This is a genomic window from Tardiphaga sp. 839_C3_N1_4, from assembly GCF_051811045.1.
GTDB lineage: Bacteria > Pseudomonadota > Alphaproteobacteria > Rhizobiales > Xanthobacteraceae > Tardiphaga.
Map to the genome: position 1 here is coordinate 4,540,477 of NZ_JBPWQD010000001.1, position 25,933 is coordinate 4,566,409.

At 62.6% G+C, this 25,933-nt stretch carries 20 protein-coding genes; 13 read left to right on the forward strand and 7 right to left on the reverse strand.

Annotated elements, in window-relative coordinates:
- Window positions 1–157: 157 nt before the first annotated feature.
- Genes AB8A38_RS21725 through AB8A38_RS21745 form a run of 5 tightly spaced genes read left to right on the forward strand, consistent with a single transcriptional unit; the run spans window position 158 to window position 6,210 of the window.
- Window positions 158–649, forward strand: coding sequence for a formate dehydrogenase subunit gamma (locus tag AB8A38_RS21725; RefSeq protein ID WP_089267785.1), 492 nt, complete (start codon window positions 158–160; stop codon window positions 647–649).
- Window positions 646–2,217, forward strand: a complete 1,572-nt coding sequence (locus AB8A38_RS21730; RefSeq protein WP_439087359.1) for a formate dehydrogenase beta subunit — start codon at window positions 646–648, stop codon at window positions 2,215–2,217. Before AB8A38_RS21725 ends, AB8A38_RS21730 begins: the two co-directional genes overlap by 4 nt.
- An 11-nt stretch (window positions 2,218–2,228) precedes the next feature.
- Window positions 2,229–5,138 carry a formate dehydrogenase subunit alpha gene (gene fdhF, locus AB8A38_RS21735; RefSeq protein WP_315839558.1) on the forward strand — a complete coding sequence of 970 codons (2,910 nt, stop codon included), beginning with the start codon at window positions 2,229–2,231 and terminating at the stop codon, window positions 5,136–5,138.
- Window positions 5,139–5,153: 15 nt separating this feature from the next.
- Window positions 5,154–6,011 carry a formate dehydrogenase accessory sulfurtransferase FdhD gene (fdhD, locus tag AB8A38_RS21740; protein WP_315839556.1) on the forward strand — a complete coding sequence of 286 codons (858 nt, stop codon included), beginning with the start codon at window positions 5,154–5,156 and terminating at the stop codon, window positions 6,009–6,011.
- Complete coding sequence (locus AB8A38_RS21745; RefSeq protein WP_068729526.1) at window positions 5,983–6,210, forward strand: formate dehydrogenase subunit delta; 228 nt, start codon at window positions 5,983–5,985, stop codon at window positions 6,208–6,210. The genes fdhD and AB8A38_RS21745 overlap by 29 nt, the downstream gene beginning before the upstream one ends.
- A gap of 169 nt (window positions 6,211–6,379) precedes the next feature.
- Here the strand turns inward: AB8A38_RS21745 and AB8A38_RS21750 are convergent, their stop codons facing one another.
- A complete protein-coding gene (locus AB8A38_RS21750) occupies window positions 6,380–6,652 on the reverse strand; it encodes a BolA family protein (RefSeq protein WP_439087360.1) in 273 nt (90 codons plus the stop codon).
- 136 nt (window positions 6,653–6,788) lie between these two features.
- Here AB8A38_RS21750 and AB8A38_RS21755 point away from each other — a divergent pair, with 136 nt between their 5' ends.
- Window positions 6,789–7,445 carry a J domain-containing protein gene (locus AB8A38_RS21755; protein WP_089267780.1) on the forward strand — a complete coding sequence of 219 codons (657 nt, stop codon included), beginning with the start codon at window positions 6,789–6,791 and terminating at the stop codon, window positions 7,443–7,445.
- A gap of 399 nt (window positions 7,446–7,844) precedes the next feature.
- Window positions 7,845–9,347, forward strand: coding sequence for a L,D-transpeptidase family protein (locus tag AB8A38_RS21760; protein ID WP_439087361.1), 1,503 nt, complete (start codon window positions 7,845–7,847; stop codon window positions 9,345–9,347).
- A 33-nt stretch (window positions 9,348–9,380) separates the two neighbouring features.
- On the opposite strand, the gene AB8A38_RS21765 is transcribed toward AB8A38_RS21760, so the two are convergent.
- Window positions 9,381–10,088, reverse strand: a complete 708-nt coding sequence (locus AB8A38_RS21765) for an MgtC/SapB family protein (RefSeq protein ID WP_439087362.1) — start codon at window positions 10,086–10,088, stop codon at window positions 9,381–9,383.
- A 202-nt stretch (window positions 10,089–10,290) separates the two neighbouring features.
- Window positions 10,291–13,137 (reverse strand): preprotein translocase subunit SecA, encoded by a 2,847-nt coding sequence (gene secA, locus AB8A38_RS21770; RefSeq protein WP_439087363.1) that lies wholly within the window; start codon window positions 13,135–13,137, stop codon window positions 10,291–10,293.
- Between the two features lie 368 nt (window positions 13,138–13,505).
- On the opposite strand from secA, the gene AB8A38_RS21775 reads away from it, so the two are divergent.
- Window positions 13,506–14,444 carry a peptidylprolyl isomerase gene (locus AB8A38_RS21775; protein ID WP_439087364.1) on the forward strand — a complete coding sequence of 313 codons (939 nt, stop codon included), beginning with the start codon at window positions 13,506–13,508 and terminating at the stop codon, window positions 14,442–14,444.
- Between the two features lie 147 nt (window positions 14,445–14,591).
- Here AB8A38_RS21775 and AB8A38_RS21780 read toward each other — a convergent pair whose 3' ends face one another.
- Window positions 14,592–15,398 carry an SDR family NAD(P)-dependent oxidoreductase gene (locus AB8A38_RS21780; RefSeq protein WP_439087365.1) on the reverse strand — a complete coding sequence of 269 codons (807 nt, stop codon included), beginning with the start codon at window positions 15,396–15,398 and terminating at the stop codon, window positions 14,592–14,594.
- Between the two features lie 122 nt (window positions 15,399–15,520).
- Between AB8A38_RS21780 and AB8A38_RS21785 the strand changes: the two genes are divergently transcribed.
- Window positions 15,521–16,465: a GlxA family transcriptional regulator gene (locus AB8A38_RS21785; protein ID WP_439087366.1), complete on the forward strand. Its 945-nt coding sequence runs from the start codon at window positions 15,521–15,523 to the stop codon at window positions 16,463–16,465.
- A 193-nt stretch (window positions 16,466–16,658) separates the two neighbouring features.
- Here AB8A38_RS21785 and AB8A38_RS21790 read toward each other — a convergent pair whose 3' ends face one another.
- Together AB8A38_RS21790 and AB8A38_RS21795 are read right to left on the reverse strand one after the other, a co-directional pair.
- Window positions 16,659–17,621 carry an acetyl-CoA carboxylase carboxyltransferase subunit alpha gene (locus AB8A38_RS21790; RefSeq protein ID WP_093757526.1) on the reverse strand — a complete coding sequence of 321 codons (963 nt, stop codon included), beginning with the start codon at window positions 17,619–17,621 and terminating at the stop codon, window positions 16,659–16,661.
- 139 nt (window positions 17,622–17,760) lie between these two features.
- The gene (locus AB8A38_RS21795; RefSeq protein ID WP_315839538.1) at window positions 17,761–18,411 is read right to left on the reverse strand and encodes a DedA family protein; all 651 of its coding nucleotides are present in this window, start codon (window positions 18,409–18,411) and stop codon (window positions 17,761–17,763) included.
- A gap of 299 nt (window positions 18,412–18,710) precedes the next feature.
- On the opposite strand from AB8A38_RS21795, the gene cobS reads away from it, so the two are divergent.
- From cobS to AB8A38_RS21815, 4 genes are read left to right on the forward strand one after another with little or no spacing between them, the layout of a single operon-like run.
- The gene (gene cobS, locus AB8A38_RS21800; protein ID WP_068729504.1) at window positions 18,711–19,718 is read left to right on the forward strand and encodes a cobaltochelatase subunit CobS; all 1,008 of its coding nucleotides are present in this window, start codon (window positions 18,711–18,713) and stop codon (window positions 19,716–19,718) included.
- A gap of 4 nt (window positions 19,719–19,722) precedes the next feature.
- On the forward strand, window positions 19,723–20,133 hold the full coding sequence (locus tag AB8A38_RS21805; protein WP_315839533.1) for a GNAT family N-acetyltransferase: 411 nt from the start codon (window positions 19,723–19,725) through the stop codon (window positions 20,131–20,133).
- A gap of 9 nt (window positions 20,134–20,142) precedes the next feature.
- Window positions 20,143–22,044, forward strand: coding sequence for a cobaltochelatase subunit CobT (gene cobT / locus AB8A38_RS21810; RefSeq protein WP_439087367.1), 1,902 nt, complete (start codon window positions 20,143–20,145; stop codon window positions 22,042–22,044).
- 51 nt (window positions 22,045–22,095) lie between these two features.
- Window positions 22,096–23,148 carry an esterase-like activity of phytase family protein gene (locus AB8A38_RS21815; RefSeq protein WP_439087368.1) on the forward strand — a complete coding sequence of 351 codons (1,053 nt, stop codon included), beginning with the start codon at window positions 22,096–22,098 and terminating at the stop codon, window positions 23,146–23,148.
- Between the two features lie 4 nt (window positions 23,149–23,152).
- Here the strand turns inward: AB8A38_RS21815 and AB8A38_RS21820 are convergent, their stop codons facing one another.
- On the reverse strand, window positions 23,153–25,882 hold the full coding sequence (locus AB8A38_RS21820) for a bifunctional diguanylate cyclase/phosphodiesterase (protein WP_439087369.1): 2,730 nt from the start codon (window positions 25,880–25,882) through the stop codon (window positions 23,153–23,155).
- Window positions 25,883–25,933 lie beyond the last annotated feature (51 nt).

Sequence of the window (25,933 nt, forward strand, 5' to 3'; positions counted from 1 at the left end):
AATTGCTGCATTGCAACCAAGCTAACCATTTCAAATTCATTGGTTTCGCCGGGTGTCGATACCGTTTCCGTATCGCAGCATGAGACAGCTTTATTGATCTTTGGATCGATTCCAATTTTGATTGGTTTTCCAGTCATAAGATCAATCGAGTACCGGGATGAACGCAGCCTACGAGCCCAATGCTTATGAGCCCTGGAGTGCCGACCGAGGCACCGAGATCATCGAGAGCCTGTCCCATGTGGAAGGCGGCGTGATCGTGATCCTGCATGCGATGCAGGAGGCTTTCGGTTATGTGCCAGAGGCGGCAATCCCGATGATCGCGCTGGCGCGTAACCTGTCGCGCGCCGAGGTCCATGGGGTGTTCACTTTCTACCATGACTTCCGCCATGAGCCGGCTGGCAAACATGTGCTGAAGATCTGCCGCGCGGAAGCCTGCCAGGCGGCCGGCGGCGATGCGCTGGCGGCGCGCGCGGAAGCGAAATTGGGTGTAAAGTTTGGAAACACGACGGCGGATCAGCGCGTTACATTGGAGCCGATCTATTGCCTCGGGCTCTGCGCCACAGCGCCATCGGCGATGCTGGATGGCCGTCTGGTTGGCCGCCTCGATGAGAAGCGCATCGATGCGCTGGTCGCGGAGGCACAGCGATGACATCGTCTGACAAGACTCTCAAGATCTACATCCCGCGCGATGCGGCCGCTGTTTCCGTCGGTGCCGATGAGCTTGTGTCTGCCTTCGAGGCTCAGGCCGCGACGCGCAAGCTCGCAATCGAGATCATTCGCCCCGGTTCGCGCGGATTGCTGTGGCTGGAGCCGATGGTCGAAGTCGCGACGCCGGAAGGTCGCGTTGCCTTCGGGCCGGTCGAAGAGAAAGACGTTGCGTCGGTGCTCGATGCGATGATCGCAAACGGCCTGCATGCGCTGCGTCTTGGTGTCGCGGAGGAAATTCCGTGGCTCAAGAAGCAGACGCGTCTGACCTTTGTGCGCTGCGGCGTCGTCGATCCCCGGTCGGTCGAGGATTACATCGCGCATGGCGGCTACAAGGGCCTCGTCCGCGCGCTGACGCTGGATAGCGCCGGCATCATTGCCGACGTCACCACGTCCGGCCTGCGTGGCCGCGGCGGCGCCGGCTTCCCGACCGGTATCAAGTGGAAGACGGTGGCCGATACCAAAGCTGATCGCAAATTCATCGTCTGCAATGCGGACGAGGGCGACAGCGGCACCTTCGCCGACCGCATGATCATGGAAGGCGATCCCTTTGTGGTGATCGAGGGCATGACCATTGCCGGCATCGCGGTGGGCGCCACCAAAGGTTACATCTATATCCGTTCGGAATATCCGCATGCCGTCGAGGCGATGAATGCGGGTATCGCCGCCGCCAAGCGCGCCGGTTATCTCGGCGACAAGATCCGCGGCTCGGCGCACGCATTCGATCTCGAAGTCCGCGTCGGCGCCGGCGCCTATGTCTGCGGCGAGGAGACCTCGCTGCTGGAGAGTCTCGAAGGCCGTCGCGGCATCGTCCGCGCCAAGCCGCCGCTGCCGGCCCATAAAGGCCTGTTCGGCAAGCCAACCGTCATCAACAACGTTCTCTCGTTTGCGGCGATCCCGTTCATCCTCGACAACGGCGCCAAGGCCTATGCGGATTACGGCATGGGCCGCTCGCGCGGCACGATGCCGATCCAGCTCGCTGGTAACGTCAAGTTCGGCGGGTTGTTCGAAGTCGCTTTCGGCATCACGCTGGGTGAGCTCGTCGATGATATCGGCGGCGGCACCTTCACCGGCAAGCCCGTTCGCGCGGTGCAGGTCGGCGGCCCGCTCGGTGCCTACTTCCCGCGCGAATTGTTCGACACGCCGTTCGACTATGAGGCCTTCGCCAAGCGCGACGGCCTGATCGGCCATGGCGGCATCGTCGTGTTCGACGATACGGTTGACATGTCGAAGCAGGCGCGTTTCGCGATGGAATTCTGCGCCATCGAATCCTGCGGCAAGTGCACGCCGTGCCGCATCGGCTCCACCCGCGGCGTCGAGACCATCGACAAGATCCGCCGCGGCGAACGCGTCGCCGAGAACATCGCCGTGCTGCAGGATCTCTCCAACACCATGAAGTTCGGCTCGCTCTGCGCGCTGGGCGGCTTCACGCCGTATCCAGTGATGAGCGCATTGAAACATTTCCCTGATGATTTCGGCCCGGCGCCATCGCGCCTTCAGGCCGCAGAGTAAAGGAGCAACACATGTCGCTCGTTCACGAAATCGATTTTGGTACGCCGCGCTCGAAGTCCGAAAAGATGGTCACGCTGACCATCGACGGGCAGAGCGTCTCGGTGCCCGAGGGCACCTCAATCATGCGCGCCGCCATGGAGATGGGCACGCAGATTCCGAAACTCTGCGCCACCGACATGGTGGATGCCTTCGGTTCCTGCCGCCTCTGTCTCGTCGAGATCGAAGGCCGCGCCGGCACGCCGGCCTCCTGCACCACGCCGGCCATGGACGGCCTCGTGGTTCATACCCAGAACGCGCGGCTCGCGGCGCTGCGCAAGGGTGTGATGGAGCTCTATATCTCCGACCATCCGCTCGACTGTCTCACCTGCGCCGCCAACGGCGATTGCGAATTGCAGGACATGGCCGGTGCGGTCGGCCTGCGCGACGTGCGCTACGGTTATGACGGCGAGAACCATGTGTTCGCCAAGTCCGGCCCGAAGCACACCCACAATTCGCCGGAAGCCTGCGAAAACGATCACTGGATGGCGAAGGATGAGTCCAATCCGTACTTCACCTACGACCCCTCCAAGTGCATCGTCTGCTCGCGCTGCGTCCGCGCCTGCGAAGAAGTTCAGGGCACTTTCGCACTGACGATCTCCGGCCGCGGTTTCGAGAGCCGCGTGTCGCCGGGCATGAGCGAGAGCTTCCTGGGTTCGGAATGCGTCTCCTGCGGCGCCTGCGTGCAGGCCTGCCCGACCGCGACGCTGACCGAGAAGGCCGTGATCGAGATCGGCCAGCCTGAGCACTCCGCTGTGACCACCTGCGCCTATTGCGGCGTCGGCTGTACCTTCAAGGCGGAAATGCGCGGCGAGGAGCTGGTGCGCATGGTGCCGTACAAGGACGGCAAGGCCAATCGCGGCCATTCCTGCGTCAAGGGCCGTTTCGCCTGGGGCTATGCGAACCACAAGGAGCGCATCCTCAATCCGATGATCCGCGAGAAGATCACCGATCCATGGCAGGAAGTGTCATGGGATGAGGCCTTCAATTTCGCGGCCAAGAAGTTCAAGGGCATTCAGGCCAAATACGGCAAGGACTCGATCGGCGGCATCACCTCGTCACGCTGCACCAATGAAGAAGTCTTCGTCGTGCAAAAGCTGATCCGTGCCGGCTTCGGCAACAACAATGTCGATACTTGCGCGCGCGTCTGCCATTCGCCGACCGGCTACGGCCTGTCCTCGACCTTCGGCACCTCGGCCGGCACGCAGGATTTTGACTCGGTGGAAGACACCGACGTCGTGATGATCATTGGTGCGAACCCGACCGATGGCCATCCGGTGTTTGCGTCGCGCCTGAAGAAGCGTTTGCGCGCCGGCGCCAAGCTGATCGTGGTCGATCCGCGCCAAACCGATATCGTCCGCTCGGCCCATATCGAGGCACAGCACCATCTGCCCCTGATGCCCGGCACCAATGTCGCCGTGCTCACCGCGCTGGCGCATGTCATCGTCACCGAAGGCCTCGCCGACGAGACTTTCATCCGCGAGCGCTGTGACTGGAGCGAGTTCGAAGACTGGGCGGCCTTTGTCGCGCAGCCGAACCACAGCCCCGAAGCCACCGCCATCATGACCGGCGTCGATCCGAAGGAGCTACGCGCCGCGGCCCGTTTGTTCGCCACCGGTGGCAACGGTGCGATCTATTACGGTCTCGGCGTCACCGAGCACAGCCAGGGTTCGACCACCGTGATCGCGATCGCCAACCTCGCGATGGCGACTGGCAATATCGGCCGTCCGGGCGTCGGCGTGAATCCGCTGCGCGGCCAGAACAACGTGCAGGGTTCCTGCGACATGGGCTCGTTCCCGCACGAGCTGCCTGGCTATCGCCACATCTCGGGCGATGCGGTGCGTGAGCAGTTCGAGGCGATGTGGAACGTCAAGCTCAACAGCGAGCCGGGCCTGCGCATTCCTAACATGTTCGATGCCGCCACCGAAGGCACGTTCATGGGCCTCTACGTGCAGGGCGAAGACATCCTGCAGTCCGACCCCAACACTAAGCATGTGGTTGCCGCGCTGTCGGCGATGGAATGTGTCATTGTCCACGACCTGTTCCTGAACGAGACCGCGAACTACGCCCACGTATTCTTCCCGGGCTCCACCTTCCTGGAGAAGAACGGCACTTTCACCAATGCCGAACGTCGCATTCAGCGCGTCCGCAAGGTGATGTCGCCGAAAAATGGTCTTGAGGACTGGGAAGTGACCTTGGGATTCGCCAAGGCACTCGGCTATGAGATGAAATATAACCACCCTTCGGAGATCATGGATGAAATCGCAGCGCTGACGCCGACTTTCGCTGGTGTCTCCTATGCGAAGCTCGAGGAAGTTGGTTCGGTGCAGTGGCCGTGTAACGAGAAGCAGCCTCTGGGCACGCCCATCATGCATATGGACGGCTTCGTACGCGGCAAGGGCAAGTTCATGCTCACCGAATACATCGCCACCGACGAGCGTACCGGGCCGCGCTTCCCGCTGCTGCTCACCACCGGCCGTATTCTCAGTCAGTACAATGTCGGCGCGCAGACACGGCGCACCGAGAATGTGGTCTGGCATGAAGAGGATCGTCTGGAGCTGCATCCGCATGACGCCGAGCTGCGTGGCATCCGCGACGGCGACTGGGTGAAGCTGCAGAGCCGCGCCGGCGAGACGACGCTGCGGGCGCTGATCACCGAGCGCGTGGCGCCGGGCGTGGTCTATACGACCTTCCATCACCCGACCACGCAGGCCAACGTCATCACCACCGAGTTCTCGGACTGGGCCACCAATTGCCCGGAATACAAGGTGACGGCGGTGCAGATCTCGCCCTCGAACGGTCCGTCCGAGTGGCAGAAGGAATATGACGAGCAGGCCCGCCAGTCGCGCCGGATCGCCATGCCTGTCGTGGAAGCCGCGGAGTAGGTCTGTAGACCAGACATGCACGAGCCGGTTCGCTCAGCCCCCCGCAAGATCTGGCGCCAGTCCGGCGTCAGCGAGGGGCTGCGCGCGGTGCCGGAAGAGACCGCGCTGGCGATCACCTATAATGGCGGCACCTATGCCGTCATGATGGGGACGCCGCAGGACTATCGCGACTTCGCCTATGGCTTCAGCCTGAGCGAAGGCGTGGTCACCTCGATCGACGAGATCGAGAGTTTCGAGGCCGTTGAATTCGACGATGGCGTTGAGCTGCGGATGTGGCTCGCAGGCGAGAAGGCCGAGAGCATCAGCGCACGGCGCCGGCAGATCGCCGGGCCGACGGGCTGCGGGTTGTGTGGCATCGACTCGATCTCGGAAGCCGTTAAGCCGGCGGCCATCGTCGCGCCCGGCGGCATGTTCTCCTTCGACCAGATCATGGCGGCGATGGAGACGCTGTCGCCGCTGCAGAAGGTCAACATCCAGACCCGCGCCGTGCACGCCGCGGCGTTCTGGACGCCGGCCGACGGCATCGTCGCGTTGCGTGAGGATGTCGGCCGTCACAATGCGCTCGACAAACTGGCCGGCGCGCTGGCGCAGGCCAAGGTTGATGCAGGGCAGGGCATGGTGCTGCTCACCAGCCGCGTCTCTGTCGAGATGGTGCAGAAGACCGCCGCCATCGGCGCGCCGCTCATGGTGTCGGTCTCGGCACCCACCGCGCTGGCCATCCGCATGGCGAAAGCCGCAGGCATTACGTTGGCCGCGATCGCGCGCAGCGACGGGTTCGAAGTTTTCACACATCAGCACCGCGTGCGTCAGCACGGCGTCACCGCGGATGCATCAGGGCAAGAGCATGGACACCCACACATCGACGTCGCCTGACCGGCTGATCTACATGGCCAACCAGATCGGCGACTTCTTCAACAGCCAGGGCCACGATCACGCCGTGGCCGGCATTGCCGAGCACATCAAGAAGTTCTGGGATCCGCGCATGCGGAAGAAGATCTTCGAACATCTGGATGCGGGCGGCGCCGGGCTGAAGCCGAACGTCCTCGAGGCGATCGCGTCGCTGAAGAAGTAGGACCAACCCACGCGTCATTCTGGGGCGTGGGCGCGTCTTCACGCACGCGAACCCGGAAGCTGGACATGGCTTGGCGCTGTTGGAGACTCCCCGTGCTGAGATTCCGGGTTCGCGGTAGCCGAGTGGCGCTCGCGCCCCGGAATGACGGCGTTGAGGACTATGGCAAAGCCTAGCCCGCTTCTTTCGGCGTCTGCGGTTTCAGCGCCAGCGCATGTACCGTTCCCGCGAGTTCCGCCGCCAGCAGTTCGTTGATCATGCGGTGGCGGTCGATCCGGCTCTTCCCTTCGAAGGCTTCCGACACAATATTCACCCTGAAGTGGGTTTCACCCTCCGGGCGGTGGCCCATGTGACCGGCATGCAGATGCGATTCATCGGTCACGTCGAGGCTGAGGGGCGCGAAAGCCTCTGTCAGCTTCTTTGTGATGTTATCTTTCATGGTCATGATGGCCGGCTTAGCGGTTCGCCCCGCTCATGGTCAATCACGATGTGGCGACCATCTTGGTGCGGCGCAGGCGCCGAATGAGGTAATCCGAATGTCAAGACTTGAAGCTTTTTGCATTGCGTTGTCATAGTCAGCCATGCCCATCGACTCATCCAAATTCTTCGACAGCATCCGTATCAAGCCGAACAAGCTGAGCGCGAAGCAGCAGGCCGCTGCGCGCGAAGAAGCTATTATGTGCGAATGGCCCGAGTGCAAGAACAAGGGTCCGCACCGCGCCCCCAAGGGCCGTGCGCAGGACAAGGAATACTGGCACTTCTGCCTGAACCATGTCCGCGAATACAATCAGGGCTACAACTTCTTCCAGGGCATGGCCCCGGACGCGGTCGCCAAGTACCAGAAGGACGCGCTGACCGGCCATCGTCCGACCTGGAAGATGGGCGCCAACGGCTCTGCGGACAAAACCAAGGCCGGGCAGCCCGACCTCGACGGCGCGATTGATCCGTTTGCCATGTTCAACGAGATGAACGGCATGGGTATGGGGCGCGGCCGGGCCCGCAAGCCGCAGCAGCCGATCAAGGAAGAGACCCGTAAAATCTTCAATGCCGAGCGCAAGGCGCTGCAGGTCATGGGTCTCGGCCCCAGCGCGACGCTCGACGACGTCAAGGCGCAGTACAAGGCACTGGTGAAGCAGCACCACCCCGACGCCAATGGCGGCGACCGCTCCACCGAGGACCGGTTGATCGAAATCATCAAGGCTTACAACTACTTGAAGACCGTGGTCCGGGGCTCGTAAGGCACTCCGAGATCGTCCACGCGATTGCCAATGTTCGTCATGCCCGGCCAGCACGGAGCAAGCTTCGCTGGATGTGTCGGGCATCCACGTCTTTGGCGGCGAGTGAACAAAGACGTGGGTGGCCGGGACAAGCCCGGCCATGACGGTCGAGAGCGCTGCCAAACTATTAAGCATAACCCATCGCCGCCTGCTTAATTCGCCTTCCCGCCAGATACCGCCGCAATTCCGCCCGGCCTGAGATCTTCAATCTCTGTTGACCATCGCCGGAACGGAACCTGTTGCTCACGGCCAGTTGCCTTGCGAGCAAGGGGCCTTAAGGCTAATATTTGCGTACGAATAAGGGCTCATTTGTCTTTATTCCTTGGGGTGTCGACGTCCCGTCGGCTGCGGAGCTTGGCTTTGAAACATCGCTCGCTTGTTCGCGCGCTGCTGACGTCGGTCGTACTTGCGACAGGCGTGGTGCTGGCCGGCTGCAACGGCGAAGACATGTCGCTCGCCAGCAACGCGAAGGCCAACCAGCCCGTTCCGCCCAAGCTCGTCGCCGAGATGACTGAAAAGGACATGGACCTGCAGTCGCCGATGCTGGTCCGTGTGTTCAAGCAGGAAGCCGAACTCGAAGTCTGGAAGCAGAATCGCTCCGGCCAGTTCGCGCTGCTGAAGACCTATCCGATCTGCCGCTGGTCCGGCGATCTCGGTCCCAAGGTCAAGGAAGGCGATCGTCAGGCACCGGAAGGTTTTTATTCGATCACGCCGGCGCAGATGAATCCGCGCTCGTCCTACTATCTCTCGTTCAATACCGGTTTCCCCAACGCCTTCGACAAGTCGCTGGGACGCACCGGTTCGCAGTTGATGGTGCATGGCGATTGCTCGTCGCGTGGCTGCTTCGCCATGACCGACGAACAGATCGCCGAGATCTATTCACTGGGTCGTGAATCCTTCTTCGGCGGGCAGCGTTCGTTCCAGTTCGCGGCGTTTCCGTTCAAGATGACCCCGGTCAACATGGCCAAGCATCGCAACAACCCGAACATGCCGTTCTGGAAGATGATCAAGCAGGGCTATGATCATTTCGAAGTGACGCGGCAGGAGCCGAAGGTCGAGTTCTGCGAGAACAAGTATGTGTTCGATCCGGCCGCGCCTGCGGGATCGACCAAGCCGCTGGTGTTCAATGCCTCGGCCAAGTGCCCGGTCTACCAGATTCCGTCGGAGATCGCAGATGCCGTCAGTGCCAAGCAGGCACAGGATGATGCGAAGGTTGCCGAACTGGTTGCCAAGGGCACGCCGGTCGCGCAGCGTCGTCCCGATATCGACGGCGGCATGAACCGCGTCTTCGCCGCCAAGCTGCCTGATGCCTCCACCGGCCTGTCGGATCCGGAGCTGCCGGGCGTGCAGACCGCCGCCTATTCGCGCGCGCCAGGCACGATCCCGCCGCACGTCAATCCGCCGAAGGCGACCGCTGCAGCGACAACCTCCTATTCGGCGTCGCTGTTCGCAGCATCGGAAGAACCCGTCGTCGGCGTGCCCTCCACGCGTGTAGCGTCGGCCTCGTCGGACGGCGGCTTCTTCAGCAATCTCGCCAAGAAGGTCGGTATCGGCGGTTCGGAAACGACCGCAACTACGGCGCCAGCCGCTCCTGTGCCGACACCGGCCGCGAAGCCGAAGGCCGTCGCCAGCAAGGCTGGTCCATCGCCTGCTCCTGCGACACCGGCTTCTGTAGCTGCAGCGAAGCCGGCCGCCGCACCCGCACCGCTCGTCGCCACCGCGCGCCCGCCGCTCAAGCCGACGCTGTCGGCCGAACCATCCACGCCAGCCTCCGGCGGCGGCGCTGGCACAGCCGCGCTGTCAGGCGCAGCCCCGGTCGTGTCCGCGAATTCGTTCACGGATCGCTTCTCGGCGATGCGCTGAGGCGCGCGTCACTCTCCCTGCAGACATAATCGCTTACGTGTGATTGGCGCCGTTGTTGCTCGCACGCTTCACGATGCTCACCCGGTTCACGCCATCAAGCTCCTGCAGCTTCGAAGGATAGCTGGCGATATCCTGTGATGACACCTTGCTGAGCAGGATCGAAAGCTGGTCGGTGCCTCGCGGGTCGCGGCTTTCCACCAGGAAGCGCTTCACTTGGCCGGTGCGCAGCGACAATGTCTCGCGCAGCAATTCCGGCGTCAGGCCGTTGTTCTCCACCTCGACCTTCAGCATGCAGGTTTGGTTGCGCGAACGATAGGCCTCTTCGAGCGGTTTGATACCGACGAGGATGATCAGGATGATCACCGTCGATGCGCCGGCCGCGAGATACAATCCGCCACCGACCGCAAGGCCGATCGCCGCCACCGTCCAGATACTTGCTGCTGTCGTCAGCCCTTTCACGACCTCGCCGCGCGCCAGGATCGATCCCGCACCGAGAAAGCCGATGCCGGATACGACCTGCGCCGCGATGCGCGAGGGATCCAGCACGACATTGGATTGCGTGAGCAGGATGTTGGAGAAGCCATATTGCGAGACCAGCATGATCAGGCAGGAGCAGACGCAGACCAGCATATGCGTGCGGATGCCCGCGGCCCAGAGCAGCCGCTCCCGCTCGAAACCGATCAGACTGCCGAGCGCCGCGGCGGAGATCAGGCGGATCAGCATTTCAGAATTGGACATCATCGGCCCGCCCCCTCATTCCTGCGGCCGCTCGTGTCGGCACGATGGAACAGGCTAGTCCTCTGCGACGCGTTGTCCAATCGTCGTCAGCGGCGTCCAGCGCAGTGCTTGGCTGCGTGAATGCGTGGAACCAACAGCTCAAAGAAAAATCCCTCCCGAACGGGGAGGGATTTCAGATGGGTTCGCGATTTACCCGGTGGTCGCCTTACGCATACCGCCCGTGGCAGTGCTTGAACTTCTTGCCGGAGCCGCAGGGGCAATCCTCGTTGCGGCCGACCTTGCCCCAGGTTTCCTGATTGTTCGGATCGCGGGCGACGGCGGGCTGCTGCTGGCCCATCGGTGCCAGCGCTGCATTGGCGAAGGCCATTTCGTCCTCGCCGGTGTTGTAGTCGAGCTTGTGGGCTTCCATGACAGGCAGTTCAGGCTGCACGTCCGGCGGCACGATTTCGACGCGCATCAATTGCGCGGTGACGGCTTCGCGCAGATTGGAAATCATGGCCTCGAACAGGTTGAAGGCTTCCGCCTTGTATTCCTGCAGCGGATCGCGCTGGCCATAGCCGCGCAGGCCGATAACCTGACGCAGGTGATCCAGCATCACCAGATGCTCGCGCCACAGATGATCCAGCGTCTGTAGCAGGATCGTCTTCTCGACGTAACGCATCACGTCGGGGCCCCACTGGGCGACCTTCGCAGCCATGTGCTCGTCGGCCTTCTGCTCGATACGGTTGAGCAGCTCCTCGTCGGCAATGCCTTCTTCCTTGGCCCATTCGTCCACCGGAAGATCGAGGTCGAGCACGCGTTTGAGCTCTTCCTTCAGGCCGGCCACATCCCACTGCTCGGCATACTGGTTCTCCGGCACGTGTTTGGTGACGAGGTCCTCGACGAAGGCGCGGCGCATATCATTGACGGTCTCGGCGACGCTGTCGTTCTGCATCAGATCGACGCGCTGCTCGAAGATAACCTTGCGCTGGTCGTTCTGCACGTCGTCATATTTGAGCAGGTTCTTGCGGATGTCGAAGTTGCGCGCTTCGACCTTCTGCTGGGCTTTCTCAAGCGCCTTGTTGATCCACGGGTGGATGATCGCTTCGCCTTCCTTCAGGCCGAGGCGCGTCAGCATCGTATCCAAACGATCCGAGCCGAAGATGCGCATCAGGTCGTCTTCCAGCGACAGGAAGAACTTTGAGCGGCCGGGGTCGCCCTGACGCCCCGAACGGCCGCGGAGCTGGTTGTCGATGCGGCGTGACTCATGGCGCTCGGAGCCCATGATGTAGAGGCCGCCGGGCTTCTCGACGGTCTTGGCCGGCTTGCTGCCTTTGGCCGGCTCGATCTCGACCACTTCCTTGGCGTTCAGCACGATCTCGCGGAAACGTTCGATCTCGGCCTTGATCTCGGCGATCTTGGCGGCCTTCTCGGCCTCGTCGGCGATCTCGGCCGTCTCGATCTGCGCGCGCATCTCGACCGAGCCGCCGAGTTTGATGTCGGTGCCGCGGCCGGCCATGTTGGTGGCGATGGTGATGGCGCCCGGGACGCCGGCTTCGGCGACGATATAGGCTTCCTGCTCGTGGAAGCGCGCATTCAGCACAGCGAACAGTTTCGCCGGCTTGCCGGAACGCGCGGCCGCGTAGAGCTTGTCCATCGCCTTCGGCTTGGTGAAGTCGATCAGCTTGTAGCCGTTCTTGAGCAGATACTCGCCAAGGACTTCCGATTTTTCGATCGACGCGGTGCCGACCAGCACCGGCTGCATCCGTGCATTGGCGCGCTCGATCTCGGCGAGGATGGCGGCGTGCTTCTCGTCCTGGGTGCGATACACCTCGTCGTCCTCGTCCATGCGGCCGATGCCGACATTGGTGGGCACTTCGACGACTTCGAGCTTGTAGATGTCGAACAGTTCGTCCGCTTCGGTCAGCGCCGTGCCGGTCATGCCGGCCAGCTTCTTGTACATGCGGAAGTAGTTCTGGAACGTGATCGAGGCCAGCGTCTGGTTTTCCGGCTGGACGGTGACGTGTTCCTTGGCTTCCAGTGCCTGGTGCAGGCCTTCCGAATAACGGCGGCCCTGCATCATGCGGCCGGTGAACTCGTCGATGATGATCACTTCGTCGTCGCGGACGATGTAGTCCTTGTCGCGGTTGAACAGCGAGTGGGCGCGCAGCGCCTGATTGATGTGATGCACGACGGAGACGTTCTCGACGTCATACAGCGTCTCGCCCTTGAGCTGGCCGGCATCGCGCAGCAGCGTTTCGATCTTCTCCATGCCGGCTTCGGTCAGCGTCACGGTGCGCTGCTTCTCGTCGACCTCGAAGTCGATGACCTTTTCAAGCTTGGGCAGGAAGGTGTCGATGGTGTTGTAGAATTCCGAGCGATCGTCGAGCGGGCCGGAAATGATCAATGGCGTGCGCGCTTCGTCGATCAGGATGGAATCGACTTCGTCGACGATGGCATAGAAGTGCTTGCGCTGGACCATGTCCTCCAGCCGGTACTTCATGTTGTCGCGCAGATAATCGAAGCCGTATTCGTTGTTGGTGCCGTAGGTGATGTCGCAGGCATATGCCGCCTGGCGCTCGGCATCGTCGAGGCCGTGAACGATCACGCCGGTGGTGAGGCCCAGGAACGAGTAGATCTGACCCATCCAGCCGCTGTCGCGCTTGGCGAGGTAGTCGTTGACGGTCACGACATGCACGCCCTGGCCGGCGAGCGCGTTCAGATAGACGGCGAGGGTGGCGACCAGCGTCTTGCCTTCGCCGGTCTTCATCTCGGCGATGTCGCCCTCATGCAGCACCATGCCGCCGATCAGCTGCACGTCGAAGTGACGCTGGCCGAGGGTGCGCTTGGCGGCTTCGCGGACGGTGGCGAAAGCGGGAACGAGGAGATCGTCGAGAGTCTTGCCGGCCTCTAACTGTGCCTTGAACTCGGCGGTACGCGCTTTGAGCGCATCGTCCGACAGCGCTGCGACCTCAGGTTCCAGCGCGTTGATCGCGGCAACACGCGATTGATATCCCTTGACGCGGCGGTCGTTGGCAGAGCCGAAGAACTTGCGGGCGAGCGCGCCGATCATCACGAAATCCTGTCTTTAGCAATGCGGCCCGAAGGCCGTGGAATGGTGCAGCGGTCGCCCAGCCTCGTCATATCCAAAGTCTGTGGCGGATTGCTGTCTGGACCCCGGTGCGGAGCGCCAAAAAAGCAAGACCCCGGGAGATGAGTGGGAGCAAGGCAATCAGGGGTTCAATGACCACGGCGCGGCCGAAATCGCGCCTTCGCCACCGGCCCGGTCGGGGAGAGATATGGCCCGTATGGGGGGTTGTCAACGGCGCGAACCTCTCAAGGATTTCATCATTTTGACAGAGTTTTCGCGTTGCCAAGACGGTACGTTTGGGAGAGTGTCCGCCGTCCCCAACAGGCTCTTATCCGAGATAAGGATTTTCCATGACCTTCGTATCGCCCGCTCTTAAGCCGGGCCTGCGCCCGGGCCGCACCCTGGCTGCCCTGACTGGCGCCGTTGCGGTGGCCTTCCTCACCAGTTTCCCGGTTTACGCGCAGGACGCCAATCCGGTCCTCGCCAAGGTCAACGGCCAGGAAATCCGTCAGAGCGACGTCACCATTGCCGAGGAAGAACTCGGTCCGAGCCTTGCCCAGATGGATCCTGCGACCCGGAAGGACAATGTGCTGTCGTTCCTGATCGACATGAAGATCGTCGCCAAGGCGGCCGAGGACAAGAAGATCGCCGATCGTGAGGACTTCAAGTCCAAGCTGGCCTTCGCCCGTAACCGTCTGCTGATGGACAACCTCCTGGCCGTCGAGGGCAAGGAAGCCCTGACCGACGACAACATGAAGAAGGTCTATGAGGACGCGGCCAAGCAGATCACCGGCGAAGCCGAAGTCCATGCCCGCCACATCCTGGTGGAGAGCGAAGCCGAGGCCAAGACGGTCGCGGAAGAGCTGAAGAAGGGCGCCGATTTCGCTGAGCTCGCCAAGAAGAAGTCGAAGGATCCGGGCGCGGCCGATGGCGGCGATCTGGGTTTCTTCACCAAGGACCAGATGGTGCCGGAATTCTCCGCCGTCGCCTTCGCGCTGGAGCCGGGCAAGATCTCGGACCCCGTGAAGTCGCAGTTCGGCTGGCACATCATCAAGGTCGAGGAAAAGCGCAACCGCAAGGCGCCGGAATTCGAGCAGGTGAAGCCGCAGATCGAGCAGTATGTGGTGCGCAAGGCGCAGGCTGACTACGTCACCAAGCTGCGCGAAGGTGCCAAGGTTGAGCGGCTGGATCAGGCTGCTGCGAAGCCCACGGACGCTGCTCCGGCAGCCCCGGCCGCCAAGGACGCGCCGAAGCCGGCCGACAGCAAGATGGCCCCGGCCAAGAAGTAATTCTGGACCCGAAAAGCCCGCCCTCTGTCGAGAGGGCGGGCTTTTTGCTGCCTGTAACACATACGCCGTCATGCCCGAGACAAGCCCGGGCATGACGGAGTTTTAGTTGCCGGGCTTGGCAGATAGTCCCCGGCCGGGCCGCAACGCTTATGCTGGCACTTTCACCCGATAGCGCGGCGCCGGCGTCGAATGACCAAACTTCGCCGATAGCGTGCGGCGATCCGCCTCAAAACTGGTCCAATCGTCGCCGTTCTGCAGCCCCGGAATGGTGACGCGTTCGCCCTGATCGAGGCCAGCCAGCGCCGCATCAACCATGTCGTTCACATGCATGACGATGGCCTGATCCATATTCTGGTGCGGGAAGCCCGCGATATCCCAGAACTCCGTGGCCGTTGCACCCGGCAACACCGCCTGTACGCGGACTCCCTTGTCGGCCAGTTCATGCACCAGCGAATGGCTGAAACTGAGCACATAGGCCTTGCTCGCTCCGTAGACGCCATTGAGCATCTCCGCGGCAATGCCGACGATCGACGAGATGTTGATGATCGTGCCTTTGTTGCGCGCAACGAAGCCGGGCACGGCGGCATAAGTCAGTCGCGTCAGCGCGGTGACGTTCAGCGTGATCATGTCTTCCATTTTGTCGACATCGGCATTGAGCAACGGCGCCACCGCGCCGACTCCGGCATTGTTGACCAACATCGTGATGCTCGCATCGTCGCGCAGCACAGCTTCGACCTTGGCGAGATCGGCCTTTTGGCCGAGATCGGCGGCGAGCGTGCGGACCGATCGTCCCGTCTCACCGGACAGCCGTTTGGCGAGTGCCGTGAGCTTGTCCTGATTGCGCGCCACCAGAATGAGGTCGTAGCCGCGCTTGGCCAGCCGGTCCGCATAGACGGCGCCAATGCCCGTCGAAGCGCCGGTAATCAGTGCCGTGCCCTGATGTGAAACAGTCATTGTCGTTCTCCTGAATGCTCTCGGCCGCTCGGGCCGTGTCAGGAAACCTAGTCTTGCGCGGCCATGTCTTAAATGTCATATAAACGGCGTTTTAGGACGTTTTCGCCTCCGGGAGCCAGCACATGCAGCGCATCGGTTTGGTCGTATCGCCCGGCTGTTCGCCGATCAGCTTTGCTGCATTGTCAGTATTCGAGCTGGCCAACGTGTTCGCTGATACGCCGCCCTATGACCTGCGCATTCTGTCGGAGACGGGTGGTGCGGTCGGCATGTCGCTGGGCATGAGCGTGACCACTGAGGCGTTCGCTGACGGCGCTTACGATACGCTGATCGTCGGCGGCGGACTCACGGTCGAGACGTCGCCTCCCGGATTGGTCGACTTCATGCGAGAGGCGCCGGAACGGGCGCGTCGGGTTGCCGCGATTTGCGTCGGGGCCTTCGTGCTTGCCGAAGCGGGTGTGCTCGATGGCCGGCGCGCGACAACGCATTGGGCCTATGCCCGCGACATGCAGAGACAGTATCCGAAAGTGAAGGTCGAGGAGGATCGCATCTTCATCTGCGACGACACCGTCTGGACATCTGCTGGCATGACAGCGGGCATCGATCTGGCGCTCGCTCTGGTCGAAGCCGATCTCGGAGCTGACGTGGCGCGCAACATCGCGCGTAAAATGGTGATGTATCACCGTCGCGCGGGCGGTCAGTCGCAGTTCTCGGCGTTGCTGGAATTGTCGCCAAAATCGGATCGCATCCAGAATGCACTCGCCTTTGCCCGGGACAACCTGCAGAAGCCGCTGACTGTGAATGATCTCGCCGATGCGGCCAGTCTCAGCCCGCGCCAGTTTAGCCGCGCCTTTCATGCGGAGACCGGTCAATCACCCGCAAAGGCGATCGAGCACCTGCGATTGGAGGCCGCGCAGCTGATGATGGAGCAGAGCCGGCATCCCATCGACACCGTCGCGCAGCAGACGGGGTTTGCTGATCGTGACCGCATGCGCCGCGCATTTCTGCGCGCCTATGGCCAGCCGCCGCAGGTCATTCGTCGCAATGCACGGTCGCAAGCAGAGGTGTGAGACGCGGTAAGACGTGTTGTGCTGAGGTGCTCGTGAAATCCCTCCCCTTGTGGGGAGGGTCGGCCGTAGGCCGGGGTGGGGGTGCCACAGGCTCAGGTACTTGTGGAGGCACCCCGCCCGTCTCGAACGCACTGTCGTGCGTTCGATCCACCCTCCCCACCGCGCAGCTTCGCTGCTTGAGGGAGGGAAAAGATCACCCGATCTTGCGGCCGATATCCAGAAACTTCTGCCGGCGCTGCTGACGAATAGTCGCCGCGTCCATGCCGCGCATGTCGTTGAAAGCCTGCGCGATGGCGTCACCGGTGATGGCAATCATGGCGGCGGGGTCGCGGTGTGCGCCGCCTGGCGGCTCTTTCAGGATGGAATCGATCACGCCGAAACGCAGCAGATCCTGCGCGGTGATCTTCATATTGGTCGCGGCTTCCTGCGCCTTGGATGAGTCGCGCCACAGGATCGACGATGCCGCTTCCGGCGAGATCACGCTGTAGATGGCGTGTTCCAGCATCAGCACCTTGTTGGCGGTGGCAATGGCGATGGCGCCGCCCGAGCCGCCTTCGCCGATGATCACAGCGACATTGGCAACGCCAAGGCCGAGGCAGGCATCGGTGGAGCGTGCGATGGCTTCAGCCTGGCCGCGCTCTTCCGCGCCGATGCCGGGATAGGCGCCGGCGGTATCGACCAGCGACAGCACGGGAATGTTGAAACGGTCGGCCATCTCCATCAGGCGAACTGCCTTGCGGTAGCCTTCGGGGCGGGCCATGCCGAAATTATGCTTGAGGCGGCTCTCGGTGGTGTTTCCCTTTTCCTGGCCGAGCACGCAGACGCTCTCGCCGCGGAAACGGCCGAAGCCGGCCACCAGCGCTTCATCCTCGCCGAACTTGCGGTCGCCGGCGAGCGGCGTGAATTCGGTGATCAGCGCTTCCACGTAATTCATGCAATGCGGGCGCTGCGGATGCCGTGCGACCTGAGTCTTCTGCCACGGCGTCAGGTTCGCATAGAGCTCGTGCAGCGCGGCGACGGCCTTGTCCTCGATGCGCACGATCTCTTCGCCGATGTCGCTGCCGCTGGCGGCCAGCGTGCGCAATTCATCGATCTTGGAATCCAGCTCGGCAACGGGCTTTTCAAAGTCGAGATAGCTGCGCATGGGTTCGGACATTCACTGGATATGGGAAGGACGGACGGCGGGCGAAACTGCCGGTGCAGGCTTTTCAAGTCAATCGGGGCTGCAAGTCAAGCCGCGAAGGTGTCATTTACTTTGAAAAATCAAAGAGATATTTCAACATTCAAGCGCCTTTTTATGACGTTTCCATTGCTGTGTTGCGCTTGCGGCGATGCCACCACCAGATGGTGGTGCTGGCCAGCACGGCCGCCACGATCACCGCCTGAATCCAGTAGTGTTTGGCCTGACCTTCGAGGCCGGCGATGCCGCCATAGCGGTCCAGGACCGACACTGCGAGCACGCCGGGTAGCACATGCGCCGGCGCCCAGAGCAATGCTGCGGGGATGTTCACGGCATAGAATTTCGCCGGCGCCGTCCCCAGAGCGCCGGCCGTGACTGGTACGAAAGCGCGGATCGGCGGCACGAAGCGGCCGAGAAAGACGGCCAGCGTCCCGAAGCGGTGGAAGAAGGCCTCGCTCTGCGCCACGACGCCCGGATAATTCGATAGCGGCCACGCATCAAGCAGTTGTCGCTGCCGGATATGCCCGATCCAGAATGCGCCACCGTCGCCAAGCACGGCGCCCGCCACGGCGGCCACCAGCACCGCCACCAGATCGAGATCGCCTGCCGGAATCAGGGCGCTCAGCGCCAGAATGACCGTGGTGCCTGGGATGAATGTTCCGAGCACCGGCACGGCTTCCAGCAAGGCAGCGAGGAAAATAGTGAGGTAGCCCAGCCAGGCATGCGCGGCGACAAAATGGGTCAGGGAATCGATGAAGGACGTCACGAAATTCCGATCCGGCGTGGGATGCCTCAGCCAACTGTGACAGCATATATGATTGAAATGGCCGGCCGCGCCGTTCGATCCCCAAATACCGCTGCAAATTGATCGACCTGGAGCATCGGCTGATTCGCAGGGCAGACTTCCAAAAATTGCCGTTAGAACCTATCTCGATGATAACATTCGGGAACTTTGATGAAGAGCTGGGCTTTGTCCAGCCGCGGCTCTCTGATACGTTCCACAAAGCACCCCATCCGCAGCCATTACTAGACTGGTTTCGGGATATCCGGGACCACGGAGGATTGATGACCGCCGCCTCGACCAAACTGCAAGAAAAGACCGACGCGTTGATTGGCATTCCCGACAAGATGGTGTCGGTGCGCAAATTGTTCGGCATCGATTCCGACCTCGAAGTGCCTGCCTTCTCCGAATCCGATCCGCATGTGCCGGACACCGATCCCGATTACCGGTTCGATCGCGCCACCACGCTCGCCATTCTCGCCGGCTTCTCGCGCAACCGCCGCGTGATGGTCACGGGCTTCCACGGCACCGGCAAATCGACCCATATCGAACAGGTCGCCGCGCGCCTCAACTGGCCCTGCGTGCGCGTCAACCTCGACAGCCACATCAGCCGTATCGACCTCGTCGGCAAGGACTCCATCGTGGTCCGGGACGGCAAGCAGGTCACCGAATTCCGTGACGGGATTCTGCCCTGGGCGTTGCAGCACAATGTCGCGCTGGTGTTCGACGAATACGACGCCGGCCGTCCGGACGTGATGTTCGTCATTCAGCGCGTGCTGGAAGTGTCCGGCCGCCTGACGCTGCTCGACCAGAACAAGGTGATCAAGCCGCATCCGGCGTTCCGTCTGTTCGCGACCGCGAACACGATCGGTCTCGGTGACACGTCGGGCCTCTATCATGGCACCCAGCAGATCAACCAGGGTCAGATGGACCGCTGGTCGATCGTCACCACGCTGAACTATCTGGCGCATGACGAGGAAGTCGAGATCGTACTGGCGAAGGCCAAGCACTATCAGAACCCCGAGGGCCGCGACATCGTCAACAAGATGGTGCGCCTCGCTGACCTCACGCGTAACGCCTTCGCCAATGGCGATCTGTCGACGGTGATGAGCCCGCGTACGGTGATCACCTGGGCCGAGAATGCCGACATCTTCAACGATATCGGCTTCGCCTTCCGCGTGACCTTCCTGAACAAGTGCGACGAACTCGAGCGTCCGCTGGTCGCCGAATTCTATCAGCGCTGCTTCAATGCAGAGCTGGCGGAAAGCTCGGTCAACGTGGCGCTGAGCTGATGTGATGGCGCAGGTCACCGTGGAGCGCACGATTGGAGCAACCAAGCGCGCGGTTCAAGGTGGCCTGTTTCGCTACAATGTCGAGAAGATGGGGAAGCAGAAGCACAAGAGCTTCGCCATCTCTTTGCGCGACAAGAAAGAGGTCGTCGGCGGCATTGTTGGCGAAGTCTGGATGACCGTGCTGTTCATCCAGCTCTTCTGGATCGATCAGCAGTTTCGCGGCAAGGGTCATGGCAAGGCGCTGATCGAAGCGATCGAGGATCAAGCGCGAAACTTCGGCGCGGTGCGTGCCTATGTTGATACGATGAGTTTTCAGGCGCCAGACTTCTACCGCGCCTGTGACTATGAAGCTTTAGGCACCATTGATGGTTATCCAGGCGGCGTGACGCGTCACTGGTTTACCAAGGCGCTGTAGGGACTGGCGATGAGCACGACGACGACCAACAAATTCCGCCCCGGCTCCAAGGAAGCGCCGACCGAGCCGTTCAAGCGCGCGGTGACGTCGTGTTTGCGCGCGATCGCCAAAGCTCCGGAGCTTGAAGTGACCTTCGCGGCGGAACGGCCGGGTCTCTCACCGGGCAAAGCCCGTCTTCCTGAACCCGCGCGAAAAATGAGCAAGCGCGACGCCGCCATCGTGCGCGGTCACGCGGATTCGATCGCGCTCAAACTCGCCTGTCACGATCCCAAGGTTCATCGCAAGCTGATGCCGGGCAATCCGCAGGCGCGCGGCGTGTTCGAAGCCGTCGAACAGGCCCGCGTGGAGGCGCTCGGGTCGCGCCGCATGGCCGGCGTGGCGAAGAACCTCACGGCGATGCTCGACGATCATTTCCATCGCGGCAAGTTCGACGAAATCACCGACCGCGCCGATGCGCCGCTGGCCGATGCCCTGGCGATGCTGGTGCGCGAGCGCCTGACCGGCATGGCGCCGCCGGCCGCCGCGAAGAAGATGGTCGACCTCTGGCGGCCGGTCCTCGAAGACAAGATCAGCGATCGCCTCGACCAGCTCGATCGGTTCGCGGAGAACCAGGCCAAGTTCGGCGATGCCGTGCATGACCTGTTGTCGGCGCTGGAGCTCGGCGACGACCACAATGCCGAGCCGGATGACGAAGAGAGCGAGGACGACGAGCGCCAGGGCGAGAACGATCAGGCCGGCGCCGAAGGCTCGCCGGAGAGCGACGCCTCGCAGGAAATGAGCGCCGATCAGGCGCAGCAGTCGTCCGACGAAATGTCTGACAGTTCAATGGAGAGCGCGCAGGCGTCTGCATCGGACACGTTCGACGAAGACGGCGAGATGGGCGACGACGAGACGCCCGGCGAAGCCACGCGTCCGAATTCGCGCGGCGCGAACGAGCCGCGCGGTCCCGAATATCACGCCTTCGCGCCGAAATTCGACGAGGTCATCGCGGCCGAAGACCTCTGCGATCACGACGAGCTCGAACGACTGCGCTCCTATCTCGACAAGCAGCTCGCACATCTGCAGGGCGTGGTTGCGCGCCTGGCCAATCGGCTTCAACGTAAACTCATGGCGCAGCAGAACCGCGCCTGGGACTTCGACCTCGAAGAAGGCATCCTCGATCCCGCGCGCCTGTCGCGCGTGGTAACCGACCCGCATCATCCGCTGTCCTTCATGCATGAGAAGGAAGCGACGTTCCGCGATACGGTGGTGACGCTGCTGCTGGATAATTCCGGCTCCATGCGCGGTCGCCCGATCACGGTCGCTGCGACCTGCGCCGACATTCTCGCGCGCACGCTGGAGCGCTGCGGCGTCAAGGTCGAGATTCTCGGCTTCACGACGCGCGCCTGGAAGGGTGGGCAGTCGCGTGAGGCGTGGCTCGGCGCCGGCAAGCCGGCCAATCCCGGCCGCCTCAACGATCTGCGCCACATCATTTACAAGTCGGCGGATGCACCGTGGCGTCGGGCGCGCAAAAACTTGGGTCTGATGATGCGCGAAGGTCTGCTCAAGGAGAACATCGACGGCGAGGCGCTCGACTGGGCGCACAAGCGCCTGCTCGGCCGCCCCGAACAGCGCAAGATACTGATGATGATCTCCGACGGCGCGCCGGTGGACGACAGCACGTTGTCGGTCAATCCCGGCAACTATCTGGAGCGGCATCTGCGCCACATCATCGAGGAGATCGAGACCCGCTCGCCGGTCGAACTGATCGCCATCGGCATCGGCCACGACGTGACGCGCTACTATCGCCGCGCCGTGACCATCGTCGACGCCGAAGAACTCGGCGGCGCTATCACCGAGAAGCTGGCGGAATTGTTCAGCGAAACGGCAGGGCCGGCACCGACTCATGGCCGACGACGCAGAACGCATTAGGCTTTACAGGATGGGTTTTGCTTTGCTCTACCCATCCTCTAGGGCCATTGCTTGACCGCTCATCTCACCCGTCGTCACTTTCTTGCAGTCGCGGCTTCAGCAGCCGCGCTGCCGTCGCTTGCCCGTGCGCAGCCCGTGCTGGTGCCGGCAACGCCATTGGCCCGTGCGCCGGTGTCGATCGAGGTGGAAGCGCGGCCGATTCCGGCTTTCGATACGCGTGATCGCGCGCATACAAGGTTCGGGTCGCTGCAATATCGCAGCGGATTGGTCCTGACGTCGCGCTACAAGGATTTTGGCGGCATCTCCGGTCTTCGCCTGGATGACAAGGGCGAGGGTTTCATCGCCATCAGCGACAAGGGCACCTGGTTCACCGGGAAGATCGCCTATAGCGGCGATGCCATGGTCGGCATTGTCGATGTCGAGGCGGCGCCGATGCTGGGCGCCGACGGCAGGCCGATTACCGCGCGCGGCTGGTACGATACCGAGTCGATCGCGGTGGACGGCCCGACGGTCTATATCGGCCTCGAACGCGTGCATCAGATCCTGAAATTCGACTTCGGCCGCGATGGCGTGCGGGCCCGGGGCGAGCCGATCCCGCAGCCGCCGGGCATGCGCAAGCTGCCCAGCAATGGCAGTCTCGAAGCGCTGGCGATGGTGCGCAAGGACAGGTTCAAGTCGTCGCCGCTGGCCGGCATGCTGCTGGCGATTTCGGAGCGCGGGCTCGACAGCGCCGGCAACATCTCGGCCTGGATCATCGGCGGCAAGGCGCCGGCGACTTTCTCGGTTCGCCGCACCAAAAATTACGACATCAGCGATGCGGCGCTGCTGCCCTCCGGCGATCTGCTGCTGCTGGAACGCAAGTTCTCGCTGTTCGGCGACACCGGCGTCCGCATCCGCCGCATTCCCCTCGCATCGATCGTGCCGGACGCCGTCATCGACGGTCCCACCATCTTCGATGCGGATCTCGGCTATGAGATCGACAATTTCGAAGGGCTCGATGTCCATGTCACGCCGGAGGGCGACACGGTGCTGACGCTGATCTCGGACGACAATTTCTCGATGCTGCAGCGAACCCTGCTGATGCAGTTCACGCTGCTCGAATAAGCGGTTACGCCGCAACCTCGGCCTTGTTGGCCTGATGCGCGATCAGCAAGTCGCGCAGTTCGCTTGCGGGTCTGGCGGCGCTGAACAGATAGCCCTGCATCTCGGTGCAGCCGAGCGCGCGCAGCAGCTCCTTCTGCCGGAGCGTCTCGACGCCTTCGGCCGTCGTCGTCATGTTGCGCGAACTCGCGATGTTGACTACGGCCTGCACGATCGAGGACGACCCCTGTGCATCGGCGATATCGGTCACGAAGCAGCGGTCGATCTTGATCTTGTCGAACGGGAAGCGCTGCAGATAACTCAGGCTGGAATAGCCGGTGCCGAAATCGTCCAGCGCAATGCGCACGCCGATCTCGCGCAGTCCGTGCAGGATTTCCAGTGCGGTCTCGTCGTCGCGGATCAGCACGGCCTCGGTGATTTCGAGCTCCAGCCGCCGTGCCGGCAGGCCGGACGCGGCGAGGGCGGAGGTGACCTTCAGGGCGAGCGACGCGCAGCGGAACTGGACCGGCGAGACATTGACCGCCACCCGGACGTCGTCGGGCCAGCTGGCAGCCTCGGCGCAGGCGGTGTTCATCACCCATTCGCCGAGCTCATTGATGATGCCGATATCTTCGGCTACCGGAATGAATTCGGCCGGCGAGATCATGCCGCGTTCGGGATGACGCCAGCGCAGCAGGGCCTCGCAGCCCACGATGGTGTCGTCGCGCAGCGTCAGCAGCGGCTGATAATAGACTTCGAAGCCGCCTTTGGCGAAGCCGCCATCGCCGGCCGCGTGACGCAGTTCAAGCTCCAGCGAGCGACGGGCCTGCACCCGCGCATCCATTTCGGGCTCGAAGAAGCGGAAAGTACGGCGGCCGTCGGCCTTGGCGCCATACATCGCAAGGTCGGCGTTCTTCAGCAGCGTATCGAGGTCCGCGCCGTCGCGCGGCGCCAGCGCGATGCCGATCGACGCGTCGGTGAGCAGGCTGTGGCCGAGACAATCGAATGGCTGGCGGATCGCATCATAGATGCGGCCGACAAGATCTGTGATGTCGGAATGGCTCTCGACGCCCGTCTGCACGATGGCGAATTCGTCGCCGCCGAGTCGCGCCACCACGTCGGAGCTGCGCACGCAGCCGCGCAGCCGCAGCGCAATGCCCTTGAGCAGTTCGTCGCCGACGGGATGACCGAGCGAGTCGTTGATGCCCTTGAATTCGTCGATGTCGATATAGAGCACCGCGCATTGCGCGCCGCGCGCGACGCGCTTCAATTCGCGTTCGAGCTCGTTGCGGAACAGCGTGCGGTTCGGCAGGTCGGTCAGCGCATCGTAATGCGCCAGATGCGCTATCTTCTCCTCGGCATTGCGCCGCTCGGTGATGTCTTCATGGGTCGCTACCCAGCCGCCATCGGCCACCGGCCGCGACGAGATCTGGATGGTGCGGCCATCGGCGGTCTGCATGATCTGGATGTGCGACCGCCCGACGTCGCGCAACACTTCGGCCACATAGGCGTCAACGCTGCCAGCGAATGAGCCCGTGTCCTTGCGATGCGCGATCACGTCACGGAACGGACGGCCGGCTGTGATGACGTCGCGCGACAGCCCGTACATGTCGAGATAGCGCTGGTTGCAGACCACCACGCGCGCCTGCGCGTCGAACAGCAGCAGGCCCTGCGTCATGTTGTTGATGGCAGTGTCGAGGCGGTTCTTCTCCAGCGTCATCTGCAACTGCGCTGCACGGTTCTGCCGCTGGATGTGACGGATCATCAGATAAAGCAGGCCCGCCAGGATTAGGGCCGACAGCGTCGCGAGGGTCACGAGAAATTTGGTCTGGTCGCGCCAGTTGGCCAGTGTGCCCTCGACCGTCGTGGTTGCGACCAGCGCGACCGGGAAGTTTTGCAGCAGGCGGATCGAGCCAAGCCGATCGATATTGTCGATGGGGCTGACGGTACGGATGGTTGCGGGAGCGTCGCTGAAGCGCAGGTGCTGCAGCAGCGGGCCGCTATTGAAAACCTTGCCGATCGACGAGGGCGTCTGCGGGTAGCGCGCCAGCAAGGTGCCATCGCGGTGGAACATTGCGATGGTCCCGTTTTCGCCGAGCGAGACGGAGGCAAAGAATTTTTCGAATTGCTGCGGTTCGACGCTGCGCGTCACGATGCCGAAGAATTCGCCCTTGGGCCCTGTAATGCGACGGGCGAACAGCGTCTTCCACCGGCCGGTGATGCGGCTCAGGACGGGCTGCACGATCTCTTCGTCCTGGGTGAAGGTCTGCGATTTGAGTTTCTGGAAATAGTCACGGTCGGCAAGCACCAGATCCGGTCCGGGCCAGCCGCCTGTCCAGTTGACCAGACGGCCTTCGGCATCGAGAACGGTGATGTCGTTGGCGAATTCATCATCCACCTTCGACTTCAGCATCATGTGGGACTCGTAGCTCGACATGTTGCTGGCAAAGCTGTGGACCGACATCACGCCATTGGCGAGAAGATGAGCCGTGAGGCTCTTCTGGATGCGCTGCAGATCCTGGAATTGCTGATCGAAATGCCGGCTGAGCAGCAGCACGGTGTTTTCAAGTTCGCGGTTGGAGTTGTCGATCGTGCGCTGACGGAAATTGTTCACGGTCATCGCCGTGCCGGCGGCAATGGTGACGATCAGCACGGCGCCAACGACCACGAGCCAGCGCACCGGCGCGCGGCGCGTCGTCGAGCGCCCATCGCCATGCTCGGCGGAGCCCGGCGCTGAAACGCGCACGTCGTTCGTCATTCGCCTCCCCAGCAGCCGCATGAATTCCTACCCCTCGTGCATAGGAATACC